Below are 18,710 nucleotides of genomic sequence, written 5' to 3'. Positions count from 1 at the left end.
TATGATGTGTTTTCTAAGCGCTAACGTGTCCCGTTAGCGTAGAAATAAATGTTGCCTTATGGATTTGTATCACTGATCGTCGTCAAAAAACCGTTCTGTCCGGCAGTATCAATGAACTGGTATATCGATTGAACTGCTGAATAAGTAAACGAATACCATTGGTTTTCAGTCGCATCATATAGCATAACATCGGGATTGCCCTTGGACTGTGATAAAGTATAAAGATTAAATCGTTTAATGCTGTTCCCTTTTTGATCCAAGAAATCAAACTGTCCACTCATGTAATAGTCCCCCGGTTTAAGCTCTATAACGCTCGAAGTGTACCTAGCAGGGGCATCCACCTTACTTCCTTTGTTCTCAAAAATATGATAAATCGCTTCGCTATAGGAACTCACATTCATTTGTTTTACTATGCTGCCCATTGTATAGTAAACTTCGTGTTGCAATGCTTTCACTGTCACGCCGTCTAGTACAAAGGGGGCAGGTTCAACAGATACTGTTGAATTTCTGAATTCGACGCTACAGTTAAACGTTTCTGCAATAAAGCGAAGCGGAACCATGATACGATTATTCTTAATATAGGGTGTTGCATCGAGTAGCGCGGGTTTACCATTTTTCACTGCTGTATTGTTCTTCAATTTTAAGATGACCTGCATATCGTTTTTTACGAGCGTAACTTTCGAACCCGACCAGTTGACCTTGGCTCCCAAATTTTCACTGATAAAACGCAAAGGCACCATCGTACGATTGTGCTTAATTTCGGGCTTCACATCGGAGGCAATAGTAATACCCTCAACTTTTATTTGCATATTTGCCGCCGCGTAGGTAGGTGAAGAGATAGATAAAATTAATGCAGCGAAAATTCCTGCGAGGACCTTTTTCATGATATTATATTCCTTTCTTTTCATATTTTGGCGAACTATACTATAGACGAGAACTATGAAGTAATGTTGCGCTAAACTGCCCGTTACCTTAATGAAACTTCGTCTTCTTCATCTCCCTTGAATCCACGGTAAGTTCTTGTCCTTCTACACCAAAGTCGGTTGCCAAGAACTTTATTTCATAAATGACAAGAACTTCATCCCATTCCCAACAAACAAAAAAACCAATTCAATTGCGTTGGGTTCAAACATTGGTACCACCGCGTTCGCCAAGCAACCGAGAAACGGCCCCATCCGAATAGCAAACAGGGTAGACAAACAGAGCTTAGAGGGCGAACAGCCTCTTTAGTCTTATAGGAGACTGTTCTATATGATATGGGTTTCCCCTCTTTAATAAGCGCCTTGACGTGGCTTTCGGCGATTTTTCTTGCTTGGAATGATTGGAGTCGCTTTCTGGTGGTGCAGCAGATCCAAAATCCGGTTGATATCGTAGGCTCGGTCTGCCAAAATCGAAGCGGATTCCCAAGTGCGTCTACAACGGCATGGATTTTGATGCTTAATCCACCTCGGATCGATCCATGGCTTGGGTATACTGCCCCCTTTTACTCCGGACCCGTGTTGATGAACGCGAACAATAGTCGTATCGATCAATACGAGTTCGAAGTCTGGCTCAATCGAGACATGCTCTAAGATTTTGTCCCAGACGCCAGACTTCTGCCAGCGCCGAAAACGGCTGTAAGCCTTGAACCAGGAACCATAATATTCTGGCAAATCTCGCCAAGGTGCCCCGGTCCGAGCTGCCCATAACATGGCATTCAACATGGCTCGATGATCCTTGGGAGGACGTCCTCCTTGAGGTTTCGTCTCTTCATGTCCTTAATTTACCACCGATTAAGCCTTTTCATAGTTTGCATACACGCCCAAGATAACTTAGGGACGGCCCATTTCTTTTACTCCCTTAGCTACAGGTAGCTAATGTCCCCCATGCCCACCGTCGGATGCGCTTGACGCCGATGAAATTTCCAACATCGCATCCAGCTCTCCCTGCGCAGCCTCGGTCAGCTGGGCCGTGCCGCCTAGCAGCCAGGCATGATTGAACGGTCCATCTGCTGGCGACTGCTCATATTTGGTCTGAAGACTCATCACATATTCCATGACTGAGCCTGGCATCGCGTTTTTGCTCGTCCAAATTAGCGGAGCATGTTTGCCGAGATGGGCGAAGGGTGCACCCGCCAGCGCCAATTGGGGCGTCTCCACATTGGATAAAGTCAGATTGCGTCCCGGTTCGTTGACGCCCCAGCCGAAACCGGTGGAATTGTCCTTGAATTTGGCGAAGGCGATTGCATTTTCATACGCATCCTTACCCGAGATGCGAGTAACGTTGCCGTAAGCGGATAGTTCCTCCTCCAGCTTGGCCGATACGGCCTTTTCCGGTCCGATGATATAAATAGAAGCCTTGCCCCCGCGCTTCTGGAGCGCCTGCACAGTCGCAATTGGAATGCGATCTCCCGATACATAAAGCAGCGGTTCCGGCATATGAGCGCTCCAATAAGCAGCAGGCATCGTAAATGCCTCCTCATCGGATGATCCGATAATGACGCCTTCAGAGATTTCGCCAGCAGATTGGATGAAATAAGCATCCGCCGCCGCAGCCAGCTCCGCTGCATTGCCGCCTTCAACACGCGTCGTCTTGAAACCCAATTCCTCTGCCGCTTGCTCTACACCAGCCTCCAGCTTACCTGTCAAAATGACCTGGACACCGCTGCCCTTAACACCAGTCGGCTGCAGCCGTTGCAGCTCTTGGAGCGTCGCACTCGGGATACTCTCACCCGTCACATAGAGTACCGGCCCATTATGAGGATGATGAATCAGATGCGCGGCCGCAGCTGCACTCGCCCAGTCCGTCGGATCGGCCAATATAACAGCTCCCGGCCGGCTCGCCTTGCTCTGCGCTGGCCAGAGCGTGCGAGACACCAACACCGCTGCTTCCACTGGGCTTGCAGTATTGATGCGAGTCGTGTTCTTCGTAGCGATCCAAGGCATCGATATGCCGGATGAAATTCCTGTGGCGATGGATTCTCCCGATCCCGAACCTGTCGCCATAAAAGCCGAGTGATCGCCTTGACCGCTATGTCCGCCCCCGCGAGTCGAGGTGCAGCCGCCTAACCATACCGCCGACAACAGCAGTAGAACGGCCGCATTTTTTGCAAACTGGACTCCGCTATTTCCTCTGGTTGCAGCTCCAGTCCCAGCGCTCATCCCTATCTGCCTATGTCCAGCGCTTATTCTATTCACATCGAGCACCTCCATAATTTCTGCCTTTCTCCATCCTGCCCATAGGCTAGGAAGAGCATAACTATAGATTAACTCTCACTATGAAATGCAGATAAGCTTCCGGATTTCTCCGCAAGCTTATCTGTTACTTCCTAGCGGCGATATTATCTGGACATGGGCTTTACACGACGTCGTAACCTTGCTCCTCAATCGCTTCCTTAATTGTTTGAAGAGACAGCTTGGCTTCGTCAAACTCAACCGTAACTTTGCCGTCGGCCAGATCGACCTTTGCCGCTCCGCCCGCTTCCTTCACAGCTCCCTCAACGGAGCTGACGCAATGTCCGCAGGACATTCCTTTTACTTGCAGCACTTCCGTCTTCATCTCTCCATATCTCCTTTCAAGATAAATAATGCCTGACAAGTTTCTCTCCACAATATACCCCCTGGGGGTATATTAGTCAAGATATGGCTGCTTGTTTATGAAAACGAACACTAAGGGGCAACTCCATCTTTCACAATCTATTAACGGGCTCAACTTTTTTGATATCTAGCATATGCTAATAGTCAGAGGAGGTGAACTAAAATGTCTCAACAATTTTTGGACCTCCGTTTGTCTCAAGCACTCAACGCTCCTACAGCCAGCGTCCCAATTGGCACCGAGTTTATCCTCGTTGGGGATATCGGACTTCAGACTGTCATTGTCGCAAATACCCCTATGGCTGCCAATGTTAAAGTTATGCTGAGCGGAACGGTAGCATTTCTGAGTGAAGACGATACGGATACAAATATATCCCTCGTGATTGAGAAAAATGGGGGAGATACGTTCGGTTCAGGTATTTCCATCTATGCAGAGCTCATTCAGCCCGGAACAAACGGAAATACAACTCTGTTTCCAGCGTCAATTAACTGCGCCGACTTTCCATCGGTCGCTGAGGTCAACGCCGGACAGATTCGTTATACCCTCTTTATTTCAGCTCCCATCCCTACAGCGGGAGAGGTCACGCTTGTAGGCCCAGCCACCTTTAACGGGATTGCTGCGGCAGACAACTAATAGACTGAAAAACTATCTTCAATCAGCAAATAGAAATCACAAAACATCTATTATTAAACAGGCTCACTTCTTAGTCCCTCCTAGCATATAGTGCTAGCATACTTCGAATAGAGAGGAGGCGAAATCATGTCTCAATTTGTAGATTTACGTTTATCGCAAAATGCTAACAGGCCCAACTTGAGCCTAGAAATAAACAATACGGTAAAGTTGCTAGTTGGCGACATCGGTATTCAGACAATCTCCGTTGCAAACACAGCTCTCGCTTCTAGCGTAAAAGTCATGCTTAGCGGAACCGTAACTTTTTTCCAAGAGCTTGAAGCCCCCAATACCGACGCGATGGTTTTTCTTCTAATCGAAAAAAACGGCGGTGACACTTTTGGCTCCGGCATCCTTATTTATGAAGAAATCGTTCAGCCGGGCACAATCGATGTTCAAACGATTTTTCCCGCGTCCGTCAGCTGCGCCGACTTCCCTACTGCCGATGAAGTAAACGCCGGACAAATCCGCTATACGCTGTTCATTACCTCGACTTCCACCCAGTTTTCAGCCGATATTCTGCTCAACGGCCCCACCACCTTTAATGGCATTGCATCCGCAGATAGTTGACCATGTTCACGTTCCTAAAAAGAGATGTACGATTCAATGATGAGGAAAGGAGATGAAAGTAAGTGGCCGAGCAATTTGTCGATCTTCGTTTGTCCCAAGCCTTGAACTCTAGCACCGGTAGTGTAGAGATATTTGAAACCCAGTTTTTGCTAATCGGTGATATTGGTCTTCAAACCGTGAGCGTCGCTAACACCCCGCTTGCAGGCAGCGTCAAAGTAATGCTCAACGGAACAGCAACCTTTTTTGAAAATCTTGACGAGTCAAATGCAAATGCCAGAGTAACCCTAGTTATTGAGAAAAACGGTGGGGATACGTTCGGCTCCGGCATATTTATCTATGAAGAGCTCGTGCAGCCCGGTCTGGTTGGAGTTGACGTCAGTTTTCCTGCCGTCATTAACTGCGCCGACCTTCCTACAGCCGATGAAGTAAATGCCGGACAGATTCGTTATACGCTGTTCATTACTTCCGACACTCCGCAGTTCTCCGACAATGTTCTGCTAAGCGGTCCAGTAACGTTTAACGGCGTCGCAGCTGCGGGTTGACCATTGATCTCACCGGAGCTGTTTGTGAACAATAAAACGTGAAAAAGACAGCCTGTTGGCTGTCTTTTTCACGTTTTGAGAGAGCAAGCAAAACCACTTCTGCATATGAAAAGGAAAATGTTATCCAACGCGCGGGCAATTAAGCGCGCCAGTCATGGCTGCCCGGAGCCGGCTCCGGTTCCGCAACCATCCGGTTGCGCAGCGTGCCGAGCTTGTCGATGCTGATCTCGACAACGTCTCCCGGCTGCAAATACACCCGCTGCTCCGGCGGCAAGCCGAGCACAACGCCTTCTGGTGTACCGGTGAGGATGATATCTCCCGGCGACAGGGTCATGTGCTGGGAAACATAGCTGACAATCTCATCACAGCGGAAAATCATGTCTGCCGTGTTCGAAGATTGTCTGACCTCGCCGTTTACAGTAGTAGAAATGGCGAGCTCATTCGGATTGCCAACTTCGTCGGAGGTGACAAGATACGGGCCGAGCGGGCTGAACTTGTCACAAGACTTGCCCAGCAGCCACTGCGGCGTCCGCAATTGCAGATCACGGGCGGACAGATCGTTGACGCAGCAGTAGCCGAACACATGCTCCAGCGCCTGCTCGCGTCCGACATACTTGGCCTCGCGGCCGATGACGATAACTAGCTCGGCCTCGTAATCCACCTCCTGGCTGACGCGTGGAAGCGGAATATCGTCGCCTTGCGCGGCAACCGTGTTCGCAAATTTATTGAACAGGATCGGGTAGTTCGGGATCGGTGCGTTTGTTTCTTCCGCATGTTTGCGGTAGTTAAGCCCGACGCAAATAATTTTGCCCGGGTTCGTCACACAAGGCCCGAGCTGTAAGGAATCCTCCTCCTGCCACAACTCCAGCGTTCCTTCTGCATGTTCAGCAAGCGAGCGGAGCGCCGAAAGCGCGGATGCTCCACCTTCAATTGCCGCATGGATATTCAGCGGAAGCGAACCCTCCAGCCCTTGCGCCGCGGCAGCAGCCGCAACATCAAGAACCCCCTTCTCTGTGCTGACGCCAAGCGCCAACTCATCGTTTTTGCGGAATGTAATCAGCTTCATCGTTGTTCAAATCCCCTTTCCCGTCGGTAAAGTATTAGGCGTTTTTGCCAAAAACGACGCCGCCATCGATATAAAGCGGCGATCCCATCATAAACTTCGACTCATCGGAAGCCAGGAACAGCGCTCCCTCCGCCACATCCTCTGGACGGCCAAGATCACCGCTCAGCTGCCGCTTGCGGATGCCGGCAAGAGCCTCCTCGGGATCGCTGTATGATTCCTGCAAATATTTCTCCACGAACGGAGTCAAAATCGTGCCCGGCAGCAGAGCGTTGACCCGAATGCCATACTCCGCGTAATCCACTTGCATCGATTTCGTAAGCGCCAGAACGGCTCCCTTAGTCGCGGCATAGGATGCCCGGCGGGCAAGCCCGATTTCGGCGATGCAGGAAGACATATTGATAATGGCGCCGCTGCGGCGCTCCATCATGGACGGGAGCACATATTTGCTTGGCAAAAACGTGCCGCGAATGTTGACGTTCATCACACGGTCCCAGGCGTCCGGCTCCAGCTCATGAAGCGCGCCTACGCCGCTGATGCCCGCATTGTTGAACAGCACATCGATTCGTCCGAACTTGTCCAGTGCTTCGGACGCCATCGCTTGCGCCGATCCAGGATCGGTGACGTCGCAGCGGATCGCATAACCTGGTCCGCCTGCTTCTGTCAGAAGCGCTACTGTTTCGTCGGCCGCTTCCTTGTTGAGATCGGCTACGACAACAGTAGCTCCCTCTGCTGCAAACCGCAGAGCCGTGCAGCGCCCGATGCCGGAGCCGGCTCCGGTAATAAGCGTTATTTTATTGTTCAGTCTCATGCTCGTCTCCCCTTCGCTCTTCAGCTAGTTTTTTGGCCGGACGACGCCTTTGGACAGGATCAAATTTGCGTATTGGGCCGATTCGCCTGTTGCCACTACGGCATAGGCTTTGCGGGCCCGGTCGTAAAACGCGAAACGCTCCAGCTCCGAAATCGGCACTTCGCGCCCTTCGTGATGATTCAGCAGCTCACGGTATTTATCCCAAATGACCGGTACGACCGGATCGCCCGGCACAACGCCCATGACGGCCGCAGGTGAATCAATATAGTCGTCGACGGGAAGCAGCTCCAAAATGGCGTCGAGCAGCTCGGGAATGGAATGGCCGTCGGCGCGGATCAGCCTAGTTGCGATCGATGCTGCAGGAAAATTGCCGTCGGCCAGCACCAGCTCGTCTCCATGGCCCATCGAACGAAGCACGGCCAGAAGCTCCGGTGATAAAATGGGCGGTATTCCTTTTAACATGATGAAACCTCCTCCTCCTCTTGAGCGATTTCTTGTAAAGAAACAGGGCGATTCTCGCGCATGGAACGATAAGCCGCAAACACGAGCTGCATCGTCTCCAGATTGTCCGTCACACTGTTTTCCGGCTCCCGGTTTTCCTCGATTGCGCATAACAGCTCACCCATCGTGCCGAGAAAGGCGTCGGGGAACCATTTTCCATGCAGAGAAGGCGTGAACCAGTAGTCAGGATGGACCCGCTTAGAATGAAATTGAAGAGTGTCCTCGCGTCCGACCGGGTAGTTGTAGAGCGAGCCATTCGTGCCCTTGATGATGCCCTCCGTGCCCTCGAAACGAAACGTAGCATGCCAATCTTCTTCGCCGGCAATGTGGTTGTGGTTATCGTGAACAAGCGCCCGCATTTCACCTGGGAATTTAAGATGAAGCATCGTTCGTGTTTCCCCAATCGTTTCTTGATCAGGGAAACGCGCTCCGTCCGCGTAAATATATTCCGGAGTGCCAAGCAGGAAACGGATGCTGTCGAGGTAATGAATGCTATGGTACATCACTTCCAGCGTAGGCATTTGCCGCAGCCAGCTCCAGTTGGCAAAATCCTGCCTGACATTGACGGATACCGTCGCTTGAAGCGTCTCCCCGAGCCACCCACGCTGCATAATGGTATGGCTGGCACGAATACCCGGCGACCAGCGCATCTGCTGATTGACCGCAGCCCTCACGCCATTCTCGCGGCAGGCGCGCTCGATAGCTACGGCCTCTTTGTAACTTTCGGCCAGCGGCTTCTGACAGAGAATATGTTTGCCAGCACGTGCCGCCTGCTGTGCGATGCCCGGCTGAGCTTTGGCAGGGATGGCAATATCGACAACCTTGACGGCCGGGTCCGCAAACAGCTCCTCCAGACTCTGATAAACACAGGAAAGACCAAATGCAGCAGCTAGGCTCGTCGCCCGCGCCGTATCCAAGTCAAAAATGCCGATGACATTCAATCCGCCCTTAAGGTAAGCGGGCAGATGACAGGCTGCGACAATTTCGCCAGCCCCAATAATTGCGATGCCCATGCTGCGGTCACGGGGAAGCTTCGGTCTATAATCTAGGTCAAGCCATTCTTGATTTGCTAGTTTCATTTTGCTCCCCCTACAAACTCGGCCCGATGCGATTAATGGAAAACTCCTGATGCCCAAGAATTTCCGCTTTGGTCAGCTTACCGTCCGCAACCTCGATGATCTCCTGCCAAACGCGCTCACCCGCAGCATCCAAACCGAGCGATCCGTCCAGCATATGGCTCACGTCAACATCCATATTGTCTTCCATCAGCTGGAACGTGCGGCCATTACCCGTAATTTTGATGACTGGGATGACAGCCGCGCCGGTCGGCGTGCCGCGCCCTGTCGTAAAGCAGACGATATGAGCTCCCGACGCCGCCATACCGGACACACACTCAATATCGTTGCCGGGAGAGTCCATGAAATAAAGACCGCCCTCCGGCAGCTGCTGGGCATATTCAATTACGCCGAGGATCGGCGAGGTTCCGCATTTACTAATGCAACCAAGCGACTTCTCCTCGATTGTGGACAAACCTCCGGCAATGTTGCCGGGACTGGGATTGCCGCCTCGCATATCGGCGCCCATGCGCTCCACCTCGCGCTCAAAGCGATCAACGATGCTGTACAGTCTCTCTTCGATAGCTGGCTCCGCGCAGCGCTCCGCAAGCACATGCTCGGCTCCGATAATTTCCGTCGTCTCTCCGATGACGATCGTACCGCCCTCACGAACAAGAGCGTCCGCCGCCGCGCCAAGCGCCGGATTTGAGGCAAGCCCCGATGTAGCGTCGGAGCCGCCGCATTTTACGCCGACTTTCAGTCGGGACAACGGAATCGGAACCTTCACCTGCTGCTGAAGCTTCGCCTGCAGCTCGCGGGCCAGTCGCGCTCCATGCTCAATCGCCTTGATCGAGCCGCCCGCGCTTTGGATGTCGAACCACTCCACAGGTTTACCGGTAACTCTAATTGTGTCAGCCAAAGCCTGTGGATCAACGACCTCGCAGCCAAGGCTAATAATCAGCACCGCACCAACGTTCGGATTGGTACCTGTACCTGCCAGCACGTCGAACGTGCGGTCTTTGTCCGCACCGATCTGGCTGCAACCATGCTGATGCGGTATGGCAATCGCTCCCGGCAGGAGCTGGGCAATTCGGTTGCTTACCTGGTTGGAGCAAATGACCGTCGGAATAATAAGCAGATGATTGCGGATACCAACATCTCCGTTTTCCCTTTGATACCCCATAAAGGTTGGCCCATGCTGGGCTTGTTGGTCAGCCTGTTGATGTGCTTGATCTGTCATACCGTTCCGCCGCCTCCCTTTGCCGCCGCAGCTGCAGTTGAGGACTGGTCGCCGCGCCCGCGTATTCCTTCGATGTTATGCACATGCACATGTCGGCCAGCCTCAATAACGACGGTTGACCTTCCAATCACTTCGCCGTACTTACGTACGTCAGCTCCGACAGGAATTTCTGTAATCGCAAGTTTATGTCCAAATGCAATCGCTTCCAACAATACAACTGTGCCCGTTTCGCCGGCGGATTGGTACCGCACACTCTCTCCGGCAACTAAATCCCTTAGCGCGGTCGCCACATGATCCCTTGGATCCATGATGATTGCATCCGCCCCAGCGGATAAAGAATGATCCATATAGCCGCCCTCCTTAAATTAAATGTCAGAACAGCCACTTCATACTTATGCCGGCTCTTTTGAGTTATCGGTAACTCTAATTTATCAAGCTAACCTTCTTGCTGTCAATGGTCCTGTTTAGCTACAATAAGATTATGTTTGTCCACATCGGAGGAGCCTCATGATTACAATCTATGATATAGCGCGCGTGGCTGAAGTATCCGCGATGACCGTCTCCCGCGTTATTAATAACACCGGCCGAGTCAGCGACAAGACCCGCCGTCGTGTCCGCCAGGTGATGGAAGAGTTGCACTACGTGCCCAACTCCAACGCTCGAAGCCTAGTGCTGCAAAAAACAAATATTCTTTCCCTGCTCATTACCGATATTACGAATCCATTCTACACAACGCTTGCCCGCGGAGCAGAGGATACCGCCAAACGGCTCGGCTATCGACTACTGCTTGGCAACAGCGATGAGGATTACGCTAAGGAAAAAGACTATGTTGATATGATCCTCTCCACTCGTGTAGACGGGGTTCTGTTTGCTCCGGCTGGGGACGGATCATTCTCTCATCTGCAGCAGTTGGAACAGCATCGCATCCCGTTCGTCCTACTGGATCGCGACGTACCGGGTATTCAAGCTGACCGAATCATTGGAGAGAGCCGCGAGGGTGCCCGCCGGCTCGTTGAGCATCTGCTGGAGCTTGGCCACAGGCGTATTGCTCTTCTGGGCGGCTCACAGGATGTGTCCACTGCACGCGAGCGACATGCCGGCTACCGCGAAGCGCTCAAGCTGAACGATGTCGCTTATGACGAAGCGCTCGTGCTGCATTTGAATTACCGGGACGGACTGAACCCGTCTGCGCTTGATCATCTGTTAGGTCAGGAGAAACCTCCGACCGCGATTTTTGCCGCCAACAACTTCATTGCTCTCGGCATTATCCAATCGCTGCGCGCCCGAGGCTTACAGGTGCCAGACGATCTTTCTGTCGTCTGCTTCGACGACCTCGGCTTCGCCTCTGTGCTGAATCCGTTTCTGACGGTGGCCGCCCAACCAGCTTACCAGTTCGGTGTACTCGGCATGGAACGACTGATCAGCCTCATTGAGAACGATGACAGCAACGGTCCGCGCACGATTATTTTGCCCTCCGAGTTGATTGTCCGTTCTTCCAGCCGCAAGCTGGAACCTTAATCATGGCATGAAAAAAGAGGCTGCGCCTTGCACGAAGGCTGCGACCTCTTGTTATTGAATTAGGAGAGTTTCGAGCGGCGTCCTTTAGCGAACAATCGGGAATAACCTGCCCGCAGCTTTTGGCTCGTCGTATACAGTACTTGATACCGGTCAATGAACTCCTGCGGCACTTCTCCGAGGGCATCCGCTTCTTCTTGCGTAAGGACCGTTGCTCCATGCGGGACGAACCGGTTCGGCGCTATAACTACATTCCGAACGGTCGTGCCAGTCGAGATAAAACAACCGTCGCCTATGATGGAATAATAAATGGCGGATTGAGCTCCGATCACGACGCCATCTCCGATTACGGTAGCCCCGTTTACAACAGCCCCATGCGAAATAACCGTTTTTTGGCCAACATAGATCGAATACGTTTTCCCTCTAAACGTAAGCTCCATTTCTCCGTTCAAAATCCCGCCGCTGGAAATGCTTGAATTCGCGCCGATAAAAATAGGGCCTCCCGAGTCTGCACGGACCGTCGCATTATCAGCGACCAGCACTTTATCGCTGAGCGTAACATCTCCAACTATGGTCGAATACGGGCCGACAAAAGCGGTTTTGTTGATTTTGGGATAGGTTTGAATGGGCGTTAATGTAGTTCTAGGATTCTTGCTTATGAATCTCGTATACGTGTTGAATGGCCCTTTCGGCTGTTTGCCGGCTGAGTTCAACTTGCGGGAATTTTCCGTTCCTTTTTTCACTATCAAAACTCCTTAAACTGAAAGTTATCTTCCAGTCATTACTATATGCAAGTTTTGATAGAGGGACCGATTCAAATGCCTAATCCATAGATTTTTTTATTGCAGGTGAGTGCAAAATGATAACAAACACCGAAAATACTATTAACCAAGTATAACCATTGAACCACATATCGTTGGTATATTGGTTCAGCCATCCGAATCGGTCAAATGAGCCGAATTTTGTAGTTCATACATCTTCCTGGCTATCAAGCTGTACTATTATGTCACACAGAAAAGGAGCTACCCAGGTCTCTCTGGGCAGCTCCTTCATATGTATGAGAGTACAGCTCTCGCTTATTCTCCAGCTACATCTTCGCCTTCTTCGTCTTCACCGACCATAGCCATGTAGTCTTCGCCGGTCACAACGCGACGAGCAGTTACATAGCGCTTAGCGTAGTAGGACTCGGAAAGCTCCGTGTAACGAACGCCTTTGCTGGAAGCATGAGCGAATTTGCCGTCGCCTACATAAATTCCTGCGTGGGAGATACCTTTTCCGCTTGTATTAAAAAATACCAGATCGCCAGGGCGTAAGTCGGACTTGTCCACTTTTGTACCGATCTTCGCTTGCGTCTTGGAAGTACGCGGAAGCTTAACGTCAAACTGGTTGAAAATGTGACGGACAAAACCGGAACAGTCGAAACCTGCTGTAGTCGTGCCGCCGTATTTGTAAGGTGTTCCAATTACTTTCTTGATTGCGCTGTCGAGATCAGGCGTACTTGCAAAAGCGCTGGTGCTGAACGTAAGAAACATTATAAGAGCTACAAAAGACAAGACTGCTTTCTTCACCAAAAATGTTCTCCCTTCGGATGCCTACGAAGTTAGCTGTGGGTTCGGTTGAAGGTTCCCTAGAATCCTCTCAAGCAAGATTCATTCACCCGGAATGGTTCCCCCGTTTTTCTTCACGAAAATTCGGCATTCTGCTTCATTTTATTTTGTTAAGGTTAATATTCGTAGTTTCTTGTCGAAACCCTGCCCGGCATTTATTAGAAGTCCCTCATTTAAATCCTTACTTTTCTCATAATACGCCCTAGGTCCTCCGAATCACTGCACTCGAAGCTCTGAGACTTTCTAATCATTCTATTTAATTTCCTGATTAAAAGATTGCCCGTATTTAAAGGGCCGTCCCTAAGTCATTTAAGGATGACTTTTGGGGCGGCCCTTAAAAAATCCCCCGCATTGTTTCCCATTTTCGCTACGATAGATCTGAAGGCGCTAAATCGTTTTGGGTCAATAGGCGCTCTGAGCTTCATTCGTTCATGAATTAATGCACCTCATTGCGTAACGGACCTGAGAAACCTTATTTCGGCATTATCTTGGGGATATCATCATCTCTGACCCAAATAACGCTTCTGGGGTCCGTTAGCTGGCTTGAACCCGTGTTTGATGGGAAATATGCTCTCTGAGTTCCGTTAGGGCAGGAATGGTCGAGCTGATGTGTGAGGAGTTGTTTAGTTAGTTAGTGTTGAAAGCGATTCGATGGTAGCTTTCACAGAAGAGATGGGAGAAGACTGGGCTTGGTTTAAGGGGGCTTTTGGAACACCCTCTTCTAATAGTACTCTTAGTCATTCTGCTCCTTATAGGGGCTGTTTTTTTCTTTTCTATATCTCTTCAAAAGGAACAACACTAAAACGATAACAAAAGAAACTGCAGGTGCTATGTCCAACATCATTTATCGTTTGATTAAAAAGACGATCCCAGAAGCCATGTCAGCCATGACTTCCGAGATCGTTTTTTTCGTTGGCTGGCCGCATACAGCTAGCTCAAACTGCTTTTGACGCGCTGCAACCGCAGCGAATTAATTACGACCGAAACAGAGCTGAGCGCCATCGCCGTTCCCGCTACCCAAGGCTCAAGCAGCCCTGCTGCTGCGATCGGAATACCCAAGGAGTTGTAGCCGAGCGCCCAGAACAAGTTCTGGCGTATGTTCGTCATCGTCAATCGGCTCATATGGATCGCATCAGAAATGCTAGTCAACTCACCGCGCATCAGCGTCACATCTGCAGCCTCCATAGCGACATCTGTACCCGTTCCGACTGCCATGCCAATATCGGCACTGGCCAGAGCAGGCGCGTCATTAATACCGTCGCCGACCATCGCAACAAGCCGTCCCTGCTGCTGCAGCTTGCGCACCTCTGCGGCTTTGCCTTCAGGCAGCACTTCGGCCAACACTTCGGAAATTCCAGCTTGCGCCGCGATCGCTTCCGCCGTACGCTGATTGTCCCCGGTAATCATGAGGACGCGCAGCCCCATTTTCTTCAGACGGCTGACCGCTTCGGCAGAGCTCGGCCTGATCGTATCCGCTACAGCGAGCATCCCGGCGTAACGGCCGTCGATCGCGACGAGCATAGCCGTCTTGCCTTCTGCTTCAAGCTGTTCCATGTTGCGCAGCGCCTGTGTGACTTCTACGCCCTCCCGCTCCATCAGACGGCGGTTGCCAATCCATACATCACGCCCATCGACCTCCGCCCGGATGCCATATCCCGGCAATGCTTCAAAAGCAGACGGCTCCGGTAAATCCGGCAGCTCCCGCCGAATGCCTTCTACAATTGCTTCGGCGAGCGGATGCTCCGAACGCTTTTCGGCGCCGCCCGCCAGGCGCAGCAACTCGCTACGGGCCGTAATCGCGATGACATCCGTCAGTTGCGGCTTGCCTACGGTGACAGTGCCTGTTTTGTCCAGGATGATGGTGTCGATTTTATGCGTACGCTCCAGATGCTCGCCGCCCTTGAACAGGATACCAAGCTCAGCTGCCCGGCCAGAGCCCGCCATGATCGAAGTCGGCGTTGCCAGACCAAGTGCGCAAGGACAAGCAATGACGAGCACCGCGATGCTGATTTCCAGTGCCTGAGCAAAGTCGCCAGGAGCCACGAAGAAATACCAGATGAGCGCCGCAACAAGTGCCGCCGCGACGACAATAGGGACAAATATACCTGAAATGCGATCAGCGAAGCGCTGAATCGGAGCTTTAGAGCCTTGCGCTTGCTCAACAACCTTGATGATCTGAGCAAGCACAGAATCCTTGCCGACGCGAGTCGCGTGGATGAGCAAAGAGCCATTTTTGTTGAGCGTAGCCCCAGTCACGGCGTCTCCCACCCTCTTCGTGACAGGCAAGCTCTCACCGGTTAACATGGACTCGTCGACGGAGGAGCTTCCCTCCTCTACAATGCCGTCCACGGGAACCTTTTCGCCCGGCCGCACCCGTACCCGATCGCCAGACACAACCTCCTCCAGCGGTAGAGCCATCTCGTTGCCGTCGCGAAGTACGAGCGCAGTTTTGGCCTGCAAGCCCATGAGTGACTTGATCGCTTCCGATGTGCGGCCCTTAGCGCGTGATTCCAGCAGCTTACCCATGACAACAAGTGTGATGAGAATAGCGCTTGTCTCGTAATAGAGCGCCAACCCCTCATTATGCATACCGCCAACATTGCTATACCAATCCAGCGTTAGATATAGGCTGTAGAAGTAGGCTGCAGAAGTTCCGAGAGCAATGAGCACATCCATGTTCGCGCCCCCGCTGCGTAGTGCATTGAACGCTCCCCGGTAAAAAGCCGCCCCAATGTAAAACTGCACCGGCGTTGCCAACGCCAGCTGCACCCAAGGATTCATGAGCAGCTCAGGCACTGGAAGCCACGATAGGAAGCTGAAATGCGCCACCATTGTATAAAGAAGTGGAAGCGACAGCAACGCGGATACAATTAGTCGCAGCTGTTGGCGCTGGAGCTCCTTCTGTTTGCGATCCTGCACCCCGTCACCGCTATCCTTAAGCAGCGCCTTGTAACCCAATTTGGCCACCTTCTGCTGCAGATCGACAACGCTGACCTCTCCAGGCAAATAGTCTACCCGAGCTGTCTCCATCGCAAAATTGACCGTCGCCGAGGCGACGCCGGGCATGCGGATCAGCCCCTTCTCGATGCGGGTGGCGCAGGCGGCGCAAGTCATCCCCTCAAGCTGAAGCTGTACCGACTCCTGCACGGTTCCGTAGCCGAGCTTGTGGATCTTCTCCTCCAACGCGTTGCGGTTCACCTTGGCTGGGTCATAGATGACACTGGCCTGCTCGGTGGCAAAATTGACGCTAGCGGACGACACGCCGTCTATCTTGCCTAGCCCCTTCTCGATGCGGCTGGCACAGGCAGCACAGGTCATCCCAGTCAACTGCAGCACCGACTTCTGCCCCTCAGCGGCCGAACCTTCCTTTATGTTCTCGCTCATATGGTTACCTCCAAAGTTACTTCCACTACCCCCAATATACCCCCCTACCCTATATTGGTCAAGAAAATATATTTAGCATTAAGCCTCAGTATGACCTGCTGGAGAGCCTGGGAACCAAGCGGATTTGCCGTTTAGCCCGCCTCGGGTTAAACTAGGGTATTCATTTAACTGCGAGGTGCGGCATATGTTGGAAGTCCGAACATCCCCTTTTACCACCGGGGAATTCACGCGTGGAGTTTTTGCCACGAGGAAAATAGCGAAGGGAGAGCTGATTCACGAGGCTCCCGTCGTCACTTATCCAAATGAAGAGCATGAACTTATCGAGCAGACTGTATTAGACGATTATGTGTTCAACTTTGGAGCCAATCATGGCGCGATCGTACTCGGATACGGTAGTCTCTTCAACCATTCCTACACGCCAAATGCCGTTTATGAGCTTAGTTTCGAGAAGCTGACGGTGGATTTTTTCGCTTATGCCGATATCGAATCCGATGAGGAAGTTCTGATCAACTACAACGGCGAGCCCGATTGCGACGATCCGCTCTGGTTTTTGTATGATCCGGAAAATACCGAGAGCAAGTAGTCCTACCCACAGCGTAAAAACGCTTGTTGCAGATGATCAACAGGTCAACCAGATGTTCTGGTTGGCTTTTTTCCTATGCGGATCGCTGAGGAGGCTTCGCCATCTTGCTCTTTCATTCCCATAACGTTAACCGGCAGCATGAAAAGAGGTATACTGATGGCATGGAGGTGACAGCCGATGAGCATCATGCGGATTATTTCCGAAGGAGCTGCTACATGGACCGCTCCAACGGAGGAGCAATGGACGGCTGTTTGCAACTGCGATGATGAAGCGGACGGTCGCTTTTGGTATGCGGTAAAAACGACCGGCATATTTTGCCGTCCTTCCTGCAAATCCCGAACGCCGAAGCGTGATCATACGGCCGTATTCGGTTCTCCAGCAGAAGCGCTGAAGGCCGGATTCCGTTCCTGTAAAAGATGCCAGCCGGATGCAGCTATGCAGCCGTCAGAAGCATGGATCGATGGCCTGATTCGCTACATTCGGGCGCATCTACAAGAGGATCTGTCGCTCGCCGCGCTCGCGGAAGTCGGATGCAGCTCACCTTGGCATCTACATCGTAGCTTCAAGCGGCAGACCGGGTTTACGCCGCAGCAGTTCGTCAGGCGGGAGCGAATGCGGCTCGCGACCGAGCTGCTTTCCGGGAGTGATGCTCCCGTGACTGAGATCGGGCGACAGGTCGGGATGCCGGGAGCGGCTCATTTTATTGCGATGTTCAGAAGAGAGCTCGGCTGCACACCGGCGGAATACCGCAAGCAGCTCGAAGCTATTCAAGAAGGTAAGGAGAGGATAGCAGATGAGTGAAATCATAGAGAATCAGCCAGCCGATACAGCAGTTCCTCAAGCGCAGAATACATCTAAGCTTGCTGAAACTCAAGAGAAGCTGTATTGGAGCAAGCTCGGAAATGAAGATTGGCAGCTCTACCTGGCGGCCGATGCCGAAGGATTCGCCTTTTGCGGCTCGTTGAACGGCCCCTTCCAGGAGCTTACCGAATGGGCTGCAGCACGACGTCCAGGAGCAGCTCTGGAGCACTCGGGCCAACAGCTTCAGCCTTATGCGGACGAGCTGGCCCAATATTTTGCAGGCAGCCGCTCTACCTTTGATATGCCGCTCTCGCTGCGTGGGACGCCTTTTCAGATGGTAGTGTGGAGGGCTCTGCAAGCAATACCATACGGCGAAACGAGATCTTATGCGGACATTGCAGATGCGATTGGCAGACCATCCGCCGCCCGGGCGGTCGGAGCCGCAATCGGCGCGAATCCTGTACTCATGCCTATCCCCTGCCACCGCGTTATTGGTGCAAGCGGCGCTTTGACCGGCTATCGCGGCGGCATGGAGATGAAGCAGCGACTGCTAACTCTTGAGCAGGGCGAGCTTACGCAATAGCGGCTGCTGGGCCTGGAACAGAGCGAGCTTCTGCAGTAGCGATTAAAAAAAGCGAAAGCCGTGGAGGCCTTCGCTTTTTTATTTTATTTTCCAACAGCTGCTGTCAGAAAAAAAATAGTCCCGGTCAATTTTGTTATGCTGACTTATGGAATCACCGGATACGAACTCCCGTCAATCGCACCCTACAGCTCATGCGCTCAAGTATGATAATAT

At 51.9% G+C, this 18,710-nt stretch carries 19 protein-coding genes, 1 pseudogene and 1 riboswitch; of the genes and pseudogenes, 7 read left to right on the top strand and 13 right to left on the bottom strand.

The genetic code is table 11. The features are described from left to right. Nucleotides 1-56: 56 nt before the first annotated feature. The 4 genes and pseudogenes from CGZ75_RS01775 to copZ form a co-directional block, all read right to left on the bottom strand. A complete protein-coding gene (locus CGZ75_RS01775; RefSeq protein WP_089522590.1) occupies nt 57-884 on the bottom strand; it encodes a copper amine oxidase N-terminal domain-containing protein in 828 nt (275 codons plus the stop codon). A 387-nt stretch (nt 885-1,271) separates the two neighbouring features. After that, a pseudogene (locus CGZ75_RS01770) lies at nt 1,272-1,733 on the bottom strand (transposase); the annotation flags it as partial. Nucleotides 1,734-1,853: 120 nt separating this feature from the next. Next, nucleotides 1,854-3,176, bottom strand: a complete 1,323-nt coding sequence (locus CGZ75_RS01765) for a cell wall-binding repeat-containing protein (protein WP_176444639.1) — start codon at nt 3,174-3,176, stop codon at nt 1,854-1,856. Between the two features lie 160 nt (nt 3,177-3,336). Continuing rightward, nucleotides 3,337-3,537, bottom strand: coding sequence for a copper chaperone CopZ (gene copZ / locus CGZ75_RS01760; RefSeq protein WP_089522585.1), 201 nt, complete (start codon nt 3,535-3,537; stop codon nt 3,337-3,339). Between the two features lie 201 nt (nt 3,538-3,738). On the opposite strand from copZ, the gene CGZ75_RS01755 reads away from it, so the two are divergent. From CGZ75_RS01755 to CGZ75_RS01745, 3 genes are all read left to right on the top strand, one after another. Further along, the gene (locus CGZ75_RS01755) at nt 3,739-4,206 is read left to right on the top strand and encodes a hypothetical protein (RefSeq protein WP_089522583.1); all 468 of its coding nucleotides are present in this window, start codon (nt 3,739-3,741) and stop codon (nt 4,204-4,206) included. Nucleotides 4,207-4,332: 126 nt separating this feature from the next. After that, nucleotides 4,333-4,812 (top strand): hypothetical protein, encoded by a 480-nt coding sequence (locus CGZ75_RS01750; RefSeq protein ID WP_089522581.1) that lies wholly within the window; start codon nt 4,333-4,335, stop codon nt 4,810-4,812. Nucleotides 4,813-4,874: 62 nt separating this feature from the next. Beyond that, nucleotides 4,875-5,354, top strand: a complete 480-nt coding sequence (locus CGZ75_RS01745) for a hypothetical protein (protein ID WP_089522579.1) — start codon at nt 4,875-4,877, stop codon at nt 5,352-5,354. 139 nt (nt 5,355-5,493) lie between these two features. Here CGZ75_RS01745 and CGZ75_RS01740 read toward each other — a convergent pair whose 3' ends face one another. Genes CGZ75_RS01740 through CGZ75_RS01715 form a run of 6 tightly spaced genes read right to left on the bottom strand, consistent with a single transcriptional unit; the run spans nt 5,494 to nt 10,371 of the window. Continuing rightward, nucleotides 5,494-6,420 carry a fumarylacetoacetate hydrolase family protein gene (locus CGZ75_RS01740; RefSeq protein ID WP_089522577.1) on the bottom strand — a complete coding sequence of 309 codons (927 nt, stop codon included), beginning with the start codon at nt 6,418-6,420 and terminating at the stop codon, nt 5,494-5,496. A gap of 34 nt (nt 6,421-6,454) precedes the next feature. Continuing rightward, nucleotides 6,455-7,228: an SDR family NAD(P)-dependent oxidoreductase gene (locus CGZ75_RS01735; protein ID WP_089522576.1), complete on the bottom strand. Its 774-nt coding sequence runs from the start codon at nt 7,226-7,228 to the stop codon at nt 6,455-6,457. Nucleotides 7,229-7,252: 24 nt separating this feature from the next. Next, nucleotides 7,253-7,690 (bottom strand): L-fucose mutarotase, encoded by a 438-nt coding sequence (fucU, locus tag CGZ75_RS01730; protein WP_089522574.1) that lies wholly within the window; start codon nt 7,688-7,690, stop codon nt 7,253-7,255. Further along, nucleotides 7,684-8,808, bottom strand: a complete 1,125-nt coding sequence (locus CGZ75_RS01725; RefSeq protein WP_089522572.1) for a Gfo/Idh/MocA family protein — start codon at nt 8,806-8,808, stop codon at nt 7,684-7,686. Before CGZ75_RS01725 ends, fucU begins: the two co-directional genes overlap by 7 nt. Before the next feature lie 10 nt (nt 8,809-8,818). Beyond that, nucleotides 8,819-10,024 carry a UxaA family hydrolase gene (locus tag CGZ75_RS01720; RefSeq protein ID WP_245850664.1) on the bottom strand — a complete coding sequence of 402 codons (1,206 nt, stop codon included), beginning with the start codon at nt 10,022-10,024 and terminating at the stop codon, nt 8,819-8,821. Continuing rightward, a complete protein-coding gene (locus CGZ75_RS01715) occupies nt 10,021-10,371 on the bottom strand; it encodes a UxaA family hydrolase (RefSeq protein WP_089522570.1) in 351 nt (116 codons plus the stop codon). Before CGZ75_RS01715 ends, CGZ75_RS01720 begins: the two co-directional genes overlap by 4 nt. 160 nt (nt 10,372-10,531) lie before the next feature. On the opposite strand from CGZ75_RS01715, the gene CGZ75_RS01710 reads away from it, so the two are divergent. Beyond that, nucleotides 10,532-11,542 carry a LacI family DNA-binding transcriptional regulator gene (locus tag CGZ75_RS01710; RefSeq protein WP_089522568.1) on the top strand — a complete coding sequence of 337 codons (1,011 nt, stop codon included), beginning with the start codon at nt 10,532-10,534 and terminating at the stop codon, nt 11,540-11,542. 59 nt (nt 11,543-11,601) lie between these two features. On the opposite strand, the gene CGZ75_RS01705 is transcribed toward CGZ75_RS01710, so the two are convergent. The 3 genes from CGZ75_RS01705 to CGZ75_RS01695 form a co-directional block, all read right to left on the bottom strand. Continuing rightward, complete coding sequence (locus CGZ75_RS01705) at nt 11,602-12,282, bottom strand: GlgC family sugar phosphate nucleotidyltransferase (RefSeq protein ID WP_089522566.1); 681 nt, start codon at nt 12,280-12,282, stop codon at nt 11,602-11,604. Between the two features lie 333 nt (nt 12,283-12,615). Beyond that, a complete protein-coding gene (locus CGZ75_RS01700) occupies nt 12,616-13,107 on the bottom strand; it encodes a C40 family peptidase (protein WP_089522564.1) in 492 nt (163 codons plus the stop codon). 5 nt (nt 13,108-13,112) lie between these two features. Further along, a riboswitch (cyclic di-AMP (ydaO/yuaA leader) is annotated at nt 13,113-13,246 on the bottom strand. Between the two features lie 830 nt (nt 13,247-14,076). Then, nucleotides 14,077-16,530 carry a heavy metal translocating P-type ATPase gene (locus tag CGZ75_RS01695; RefSeq protein WP_089522562.1) on the bottom strand — a complete coding sequence of 818 codons (2,454 nt, stop codon included), beginning with the start codon at nt 16,528-16,530 and terminating at the stop codon, nt 14,077-14,079. Nucleotides 16,531-16,714: 184 nt separating this feature from the next. Here CGZ75_RS01695 and CGZ75_RS01690 point away from each other — a divergent pair, with 184 nt between their 5' ends. The 3 genes from CGZ75_RS01690 to CGZ75_RS01680 all read left to right on the top strand — a co-directional run bounded on the left by CGZ75_RS01690 (nt 16,715) and on the right by CGZ75_RS01680 (nt 18,497). Then, the gene (locus CGZ75_RS01690) at nt 16,715-17,113 is read left to right on the top strand and encodes an SET domain-containing protein (protein WP_089522560.1); all 399 of its coding nucleotides are present in this window, start codon (nt 16,715-16,717) and stop codon (nt 17,111-17,113) included. A 177-nt stretch (nt 17,114-17,290) separates the two neighbouring features. Then, the gene (locus CGZ75_RS01685; RefSeq protein WP_089522558.1) at nt 17,291-17,914 is read left to right on the top strand and encodes a bifunctional transcriptional activator/DNA repair enzyme AdaA; all 624 of its coding nucleotides are present in this window, start codon (nt 17,291-17,293) and stop codon (nt 17,912-17,914) included. Continuing rightward, nucleotides 17,907-18,497, top strand: a complete 591-nt coding sequence (locus CGZ75_RS01680) for a methylated-DNA--[protein]-cysteine S-methyltransferase (protein ID WP_089522556.1) — start codon at nt 17,907-17,909, stop codon at nt 18,495-18,497. The genes CGZ75_RS01685 and CGZ75_RS01680 overlap by 8 nt, the downstream gene beginning before the upstream one ends. The last annotated feature ends 213 nt before the right edge of the window (nt 18,498-18,710 follow it).

Source organism: Paenibacillus herberti, from assembly GCF_002233675.1.
In the GTDB taxonomy this organism is placed as follows: domain Bacteria; phylum Bacillota; class Bacilli; order Paenibacillales; family Paenibacillaceae; genus Paenibacillus_O; species Paenibacillus_O herberti.
The sequence above is the reverse complement of the archived record's forward strand: the minus strand, read 5'-3'. Positions and strand labels throughout refer to the sequence as shown.

Excerpts from the sequence above, each read along its gene's own strand:
- CGZ75_RS01775 (WP_089522590.1), bottom strand. The coding sequence starts at position 884 with ATGAAAAAGGTCCTCGCAGGAATTTTCGCTGCATTAATTTTATCTATC.
- copZ (WP_089522585.1), bottom strand. The coding sequence starts at position 3,537 with ATGAAGACGGAAGTGCTGCAAGTAAAAGGAATGTCCTGCGGACATTGC.
- CGZ75_RS01755 (WP_089522583.1), top strand. The coding sequence starts at position 3,739 with ATGTCTCAACAATTTTTGGACCTCCGTTTGTCTCAAGCACTCAACGCT.
- CGZ75_RS01750 (WP_089522581.1), top strand. The coding sequence starts at position 4,333 with ATGTCTCAATTTGTAGATTTACGTTTATCGCAAAATGCTAACAGGCCC.
- CGZ75_RS01740 (WP_089522577.1), bottom strand. The coding sequence starts at position 6,420 with ATGAAGCTGATTACATTCCGCAAAAACGATGAGTTGGCGCTTGGCGTC.
- CGZ75_RS01735 (WP_089522576.1), bottom strand. The coding sequence starts at position 7,228 with ATGAGACTGAACAATAAAATAACGCTTATTACCGGAGCCGGCTCCGGC.
- fucU (WP_089522574.1), bottom strand. The coding sequence starts at position 7,690 with ATGTTAAAAGGAATACCGCCCATTTTATCACCGGAGCTTCTGGCCGTG.
- CGZ75_RS01725 (WP_089522572.1), bottom strand. The coding sequence starts at position 8,808 with ATGAAACTAGCAAATCAAGAATGGCTTGACCTAGATTATAGACCGAAG.
- CGZ75_RS01720 (WP_245850664.1), bottom strand. The coding sequence starts at position 10,024 with ATGACAGATCAAGCACATCAACAGGCTGACCAACAAGCCCAGCATGGG.
- CGZ75_RS01715 (WP_089522570.1), bottom strand. The coding sequence starts at position 10,371 with ATGGATCATTCTTTATCCGCTGGGGCGGATGCAATCATCATGGATCCA.
- CGZ75_RS01710 (WP_089522568.1), top strand. The coding sequence starts at position 10,532 with ATGATTACAATCTATGATATAGCGCGCGTGGCTGAAGTATCCGCGATG.
- CGZ75_RS01695 (WP_089522562.1), bottom strand. The coding sequence starts at position 16,530 with ATGAGCGAGAACATAAAGGAAGGTTCGGCCGCTGAGGGGCAGAAGTCG.
- CGZ75_RS01690 (WP_089522560.1), top strand. The coding sequence starts at position 16,715 with ATGTTGGAAGTCCGAACATCCCCTTTTACCACCGGGGAATTCACGCGT.
- CGZ75_RS01685 (WP_089522558.1), top strand. The coding sequence starts at position 17,291 with ATGAGCATCATGCGGATTATTTCCGAAGGAGCTGCTACATGGACCGCT.
- CGZ75_RS01680 (WP_089522556.1), top strand. The coding sequence starts at position 17,907 with ATGAGTGAAATCATAGAGAATCAGCCAGCCGATACAGCAGTTCCTCAA.